This window comes from Nonomuraea sp. NPDC049784 (genome assembly GCF_040659615.1).
Lineage (GTDB): Bacteria > Actinomycetota > Actinomycetes > Streptosporangiales > Streptosporangiaceae > Nonomuraea.
Map to the genome: position 1 here is coordinate 1 of NZ_JBFAMX010000653.1, position 5,558 is coordinate 5,558.

General features: G+C 69.4%; 5 protein-coding genes and 1 pseudogene. 1 reads left to right on the forward strand and 5 read right to left on the reverse strand.

Going from position 1 to position 5,558, the window contains the following annotated elements; translation table 11 throughout:
- The 5 genes from sepH to AB0J09_RS54775 form a co-directional block, all read right to left on the reverse strand.
- Nucleotides 1-625 (reverse strand): septation protein SepH (gene sepH / locus AB0J09_RS54755; protein ID WP_360710232.1); only part of this gene is annotated, 625 nt, incomplete at its 3' end.
- Between the two features lie 160 nt (nucleotides 626-785).
- Nucleotides 786-1,565 (reverse strand): protease inhibitor I9 family protein, encoded by a 780-nt coding sequence (locus AB0J09_RS54760; RefSeq protein WP_360710234.1) that lies wholly within the window; start codon nucleotides 1,563-1,565, stop codon nucleotides 786-788.
- A 317-nt stretch (nucleotides 1,566-1,882) separates the two neighbouring features.
- Nucleotides 1,883-3,160, reverse strand: a complete 1,278-nt coding sequence (locus tag AB0J09_RS54765) for a D-arabinono-1,4-lactone oxidase (protein WP_360710239.1) — start codon at nucleotides 3,158-3,160, stop codon at nucleotides 1,883-1,885.
- 43 nt (nucleotides 3,161-3,203) lie between these two features.
- Entirely contained in the window at nucleotides 3,204-3,932 is a 729-nt protein-coding gene (locus tag AB0J09_RS54770) for a polysaccharide deacetylase family protein (RefSeq protein ID WP_360710236.1), read from the reverse strand.
- 54 nt (nucleotides 3,933-3,986) lie between these two features.
- Complete coding sequence (locus AB0J09_RS54775) at nucleotides 3,987-5,189, reverse strand: MFS transporter (protein ID WP_360710238.1); 1,203 nt, start codon at nucleotides 5,187-5,189, stop codon at nucleotides 3,987-3,989.
- 93 nt (nucleotides 5,190-5,282) lie between these two features.
- Between AB0J09_RS54775 and AB0J09_RS54780 the strand changes: the two are divergent.
- Nucleotides 5,283-5,558: pseudogene (locus AB0J09_RS54780) on the forward strand (lytic transglycosylase domain-containing protein); the annotation flags it as partial.

Sequence of the window (5,558 nt, forward strand, 5' to 3'; positions counted from 1 at the left end):
GCGTGAACGGCGTCACCGTGGTGTCCTCCACCACGGGCGGCTCGGGGTCGAAGTCGGCCGAGGACAGCCGCATGGCCTCGTCGTCGTGGGGCGTCACGTGCCGCTTGCGCGGGTCGAAGAGCCACTCGGCGTGGCGCGTGTGACCGTTCCACACGTAGCCGAGCTTGACCCGCCACAGGCCGTCGTCGCGCTTGGCGGAGTCCCAGTCGATCTCGTCCGTGGGCACGCCGCGCCTGGTCAGCCGCTCCGCCACGAGATCACCCAGAGTAGGCCCGGGAGCCGACTCCCCGGGCATCCGTACGGCCACACGCTGTGCCTGCTGGGCGACGTACTCCCGCTCCTGCAGCACCGGACCCTCAAACCAGCGGACACGCTCGACCGGGATCCCGGCGGTCGCGGCTATCTCCTCCGCCGTCTCTCCGGCGCGGATGCGTGCCTGGATCTCCTTGGGGCGCAACGGACTCTCCACTTCGATCTCGTACTGGCCGAGACGGGAGAAGTTGCCGCGGACGGCAGCACGGAGCCGGTCGTCCACGGGAAGCGTGAAGCGCGTACCTCGCCCGGCAGTAGCCAGCACGAGGTAGGTGCCGTCCTCACTCACCGCGACGAGTCGGAGCTCCTGCATGCGAGTCCCTTCGTCAGCGTCGCCATTCTTCCCCCGGACCCTTGAGTCTCTCGCGTGTGCCGGTTGCCTGCCAGCACCGTACCCGGCATGTCCGAACATCGCCTTCCTGGGATACTCCCGGGACGGTGTGACGCCGGTCACATTTGTGGGATCCATCACTCTAGAGCCCGCCGTTGCGCATTTGGAGGCTAGAGGCCGCCGACGGGTTCTGGCGAATCGCGCCGCCCCGCACGACGGACACGCCCGAGCGGACCAGCGACCGTACCGCCGCGTCGAGCGCGGGGGAGCCGGAGCCGTCAAGGGACAGATTGGCGACGGACGGGCCGCGCGCGTGCCTGTGGATCCAGTCCAGCCCGGCCAGCACGTCGGCCAGGGTGCCCGAGCCGCCGCAGCCGAGCACCCGTACCGAGGCGATCCTGGCCCTGGGCGCCGCGGTGTGGACGCGCCGGGCGACCTCCGTGCCGTGGCCGAGGCAGTCGTGCCCGGTGCCGCCGGTGGCGTCGAAGGCGCGCCAGGCCCGGTCGCCGAACTCGGCCCTGCCCGCGTCCACGCCGCTGTCCACGACGTAGAAAGTGGTGGCCGAGCTAGGGAGTGGGCGGGTCTTCCCGGCAGGCGCGGGGCGGATCTGGCGATCGGGCTCGATCGCGCGCACGCGCGGGTCGGCCTGGAGCTCGGCCAGCTCGGCGGCGGTGAGGAAGGTGGCGAAGCCGGGCAGTGCCGCGGTGTAGAAGCGCCGCACCCGCCACCTCACCTCGCCGACGAGGTCGCGGGCGGCCACCCGGCTGCGCGCGGTGACGATGAAGGGCCGGGTGGGTTCTGAGGGGGCGGGGCGCAGGGCGAGTCCTGAGGCGGGCGTCATGGCGAGAGGCACGGCGGTCGTGGCGGCCGTGGCCACGGCCGCGGCGAGGTATACGGAGGGCAGGCCGAGTCGTCGGGGCACGAGTTACGAGAATGCCCGCCACTCGGCTCCCAGGGATGCCAGGACACGTTTCCGGGGAAGCTTCTTTACCGAACGCCCGTGGACCCAGAACCTTTGCTATGTTTAACGCGCGGACAGTAACCAAGCCCGTACGCAACGCAACCATAAGGCGGCCGGGCCGGTCGTCTCAGGGCGCGGAGACCTCCAGACGGTAGTCGGGTCTATGAAACGCCAAGCGTCCGTTCCACAACTCGCCGCGTCCGTGCCGCGAGTTCCCGCCGAAGGCGGGACGGGAATCCCCGCCGTTCACGGCGAGGTGCAGGTCAACTAACGATGCGTTAGCCGAGCACTCGATCCAGGTATTCGTTGCCGAACACGCGCCCTGGGTCGAGCTGGTCGCGCAGCGCCGTGAAGTCCGCGAAGCGGGGATAGACCTTGCTCAGGTAGGGGGCGTCTCTGGTGTGCAGCTTCCCCCAGTGCGGCCGCCCGCCCAGTCTCGTCATGATCTCTTCCACGCCCTCGAAGTACGCGGGGTTGGGCGTCGGCCGGTAGATGTGGCACGCGATGTACGCCGAGGGCCGCCCGTACGCGGTGGACAGCCAGGCGTCGCTGGGCGGCGTGACCCGTACCTCCACCGGAAAGGTGATCTTCCAGTCCATCCGCTCGATCAGGTCCCGCGTCTCGCGCAGCGCTTGGGCGAGGTGCTCGCGCGGCACCGCGTACTCCATCTCGAGGAAGCGCACGTCACGCCGCGCCGTGAAGATCTTGTACGACGTGTCGACCGATTCGGAGTCCCCGAGCGCCGCCGCGCTGACGGCGTTGATCCGTGGGATCAGGTCGGGGAAGCGGGCCCCGAGGGCGCAGGCCGCGCCGAAGACGGTGTTCTCCAGGAACACGTTGTCCAGCCAGTGCCTGAACGCGCTCGGCGGCCGGGCCGGGCCCGCGCTGCGGTTGTTGGTCTTGACCAGGCAGGCGTCGGTGTGTGGCAGCCAGAAGAAGTCAAGGTGCTCGTTCTCGGAGGTCAGCGCGTCGAGGGAGTCGAGGATCTCGCCGAGCGGCAGCTCGCGCCGCCGGTTGTGCAGCAGGAACGCGGGCTCCACCCGGAACGTGACGGCGGTCAGCACCCCGAGCGCCCCCAGCCCGACCCTGGCCGCGTCGAACAGGTCCTCGCCCGGCCCCACGGCCGCCACGGAGCCGTCGGCCAGCACCAGCTCCAGCTCGGCGACCTGGTCCGCGAGGCCGCCGCTGTCGCGCCCGGTGCCGTGCGTGCCGGTCTGGATCGCGCCCGCGACGGTCTGCTCGGTGATGTCGCCCATGTTCGCCAGGGCCAGGCCGCGCTCGTCGAGCAGTTCGTTCAGCACGCGGAGCGGGGTGCCCGCCAGCACGGTCACGCGGTCGTCGGCGCACGACCTGATGCCGGTGAGCGCGCCGGGGCGCAGCATGATGCCCTCTGTGAGGGCCGCCCCGGTGAAGGAGTGACCCGTGCCGACCATGCGGACCCGCCGCCCGGAGGCGGCGGCGTCTCGCACGGCGCGTACGACGTCTTCGACCGAGGCCGGTGTGCGCACCTCGGCGGGGGTGCACGACTGGTTACGAGCCCAGTTCGCGAACGTCACGAGCACCCCTCCAGAGCATCCTTCGGTTAGACGCGAACGATACTCACTTCTCCCAGCCCGCGGGAACCGGGTAGATGTCGCCGGGCTTGAGGTCCTCGCCCGCGCCCTTGAGCACCTCGGAGACCGTCACCAGGTGGTAGCCCTTGTTCTGCAGGGTCTTGATAAGAGAGGGCATGCCGTCGACGGTCTGCTTCACCCAGTCGTGCATGAGGATGATGCCGTTGGGCTGGGCGACCTCGAGTGTCTTCTTCTGGATGGCGACGACGTTCTTGGTCTTCCAGTCCTCCGAGCCGGCGGTCCACAGGATCATCGGCATCCCGAACTCGGCGGCGATGTCCGAGACCTGCAGGTCGGCGAGCCCGTACGGCGGACGCAGCAGCTTGGGCTCGACGCCCGCGGCCTTCTTCACCGCGTCCTGGGTCTTCTTGATCTCGTTCCTGATGGCCCCGGCCTCGGACTTGGTGAAGTCGGGGTGGCTGTAGCTGTGGTTGCCGAGCTCGTGCCCCTCGGCGGCCATACGCTTGACGAAGGCAGGGCGGCTCTTCACGTACTGGCCCTCGAGGAAGAACGTCGCCTTCGCGTCGTACTTCTTCAGCGTGTCGAGCAGCGTCCCCGCGTACTTGCCGGGGCCGTCGTCGAAGGTCAGCGCGACGCACTTGACCTGCGTGCAATCGACGGGCGCCTTCTTGGGCGTCTGCGCGAGGGCGGGCGCCGGGGCCAGCGTGACGCAAACAGCCGCGATGGCTAGAAGTGAACTGATCTGTCGGGACATAAGTAGTGCTTCCATTGTGATGGGTGTTGCGAGGGATGTCCCGACCGTAGCGGATCAGCTCTTCGCGGGTGAAGGAGCCTCGGGAAGTCTCAGCAAACCCGAACCTGCGACACCCACGACCGCGGCGAGGATCGCCGAGCCCCAGGAGAAGGCGTACGCGTTGGACGCGCCGAACGCCTCGGTCAGCCGCCCGCCCGCCCACGCGCCGATCGCCACGCCGAACCCGATCGAGGTCGAGATCCACGCCATACCCTCGGTGAGCAGGGACGGCGGCACCAGTCGCTCGGTCAGCGAGAAGCCCGTGATGAGCGTCGGCGAGATCGCGAAGCCGGCCAGGAAGAGCGCCACCGCCATGATCCGCATGTCGCCGATGAACATGATCGGCACCAGCCCCACGACGAACAACCCGAGCGTCCGCATGAACCGCCCGCGCAGCGAGATCTTCCAGTGCCTCGACCCGAACCACAGCCCCGACACCATCGACCCGCCCGCGAACGCGGCCAGCAGGAACCCGGCGGCCCCCTTCACGCCGTGCTCCTCCGCGAACGCCACCGTGATCAGGTCCACGGAGCCGAACACTGAGCCCAGCGCCAGGTCGACGCAGGCCAGCAGGGCGATGCCGGGGATCAGGATGGGCGTGCCGGCCGTCGACTTGACCGGCCGCACGGGCGGCTGGGTGTGCCGCTGAGCCGCCAGCGCCAGGCAGCCGAAGAGCATGCAGACCAGGGCCACGACCAGTCCCGCGTACGGGTTCACGGAGGTGGCCAGCACCGTGACCAGCGCCGGCCCGGTGACGAAGATGACCTCGTCCACCACGGACTCGAAGGCGAACGCGGTGTGCAGCTTGCTCGATCCGCCGTGGATGACCGACCAGCGGGCCCGCACCATCGAGCCGACGGACATCGAAGAGGCGCCGACGAGCAGGCCTGAGGCGTACAGCGTCCAGTCGGGCAGCCTGAGCCCGGCGCAGAACATCAGCGAGACCAGCGCGAGCGCGTTGACGACGGAGAACGGCGGGATGACCTTGCTCTGCCCGAACCTGTCCACGAGCCGGCTCGACAGGGGAGCGGCGACGGCGAAGGCCACGTTGGTCATGGCGGCGACCCCGCCCGCGGTGGCGTATGACGTGGTGAGCGTGGAGATCAGCAGCACGACCCCGATGCCAAGCATGGACATCGGCATGCGGCCGACGAAACCCGCCAGCACGAACCCCTTGACGCCGGACCCGTCGAACAGCCCCCGGTAAGGCCCGACCACGCCATTTCCTCCTTACTCGTGCGAGCTAACCATTGCGCACCGTATGTCCGGAGGGCAACTGATTTATCGGCCGCGTGGGTTAACGTGTCCCGAGTGTCCGGTCTTCCCTCGTTTCGTGCGGTCATGCTCATGGTCATCGCCGTGCTCGCGGTCACGGCCGCGGCCGGCGGAATCGTCGTGATCATGGGCGATGACCTGGTCAAAACCGCACAGGAACCCGTACGCGGGCAGGCTTCACCGCGACAGCAGCAACCGCCTCCCCGCCTCGACCAGCTCGTGCCCACGGCGCAGCCGGTCAAGGAGTTCGGCAAGGGCGGCCCCGGGGTCACCGTGACCCCGCCGCGCGTGCTGGCCATCGCCGCGGGCACC

Excerpts from the sequence above, each read along its gene's own strand:
- AB0J09_RS54770 (WP_360710236.1), bottom strand. The coding sequence starts at position 3,932 with ATGTCCCGACAGATCAGTTCACTTCTAGCCATCGCGGCTGTTTGCGTC.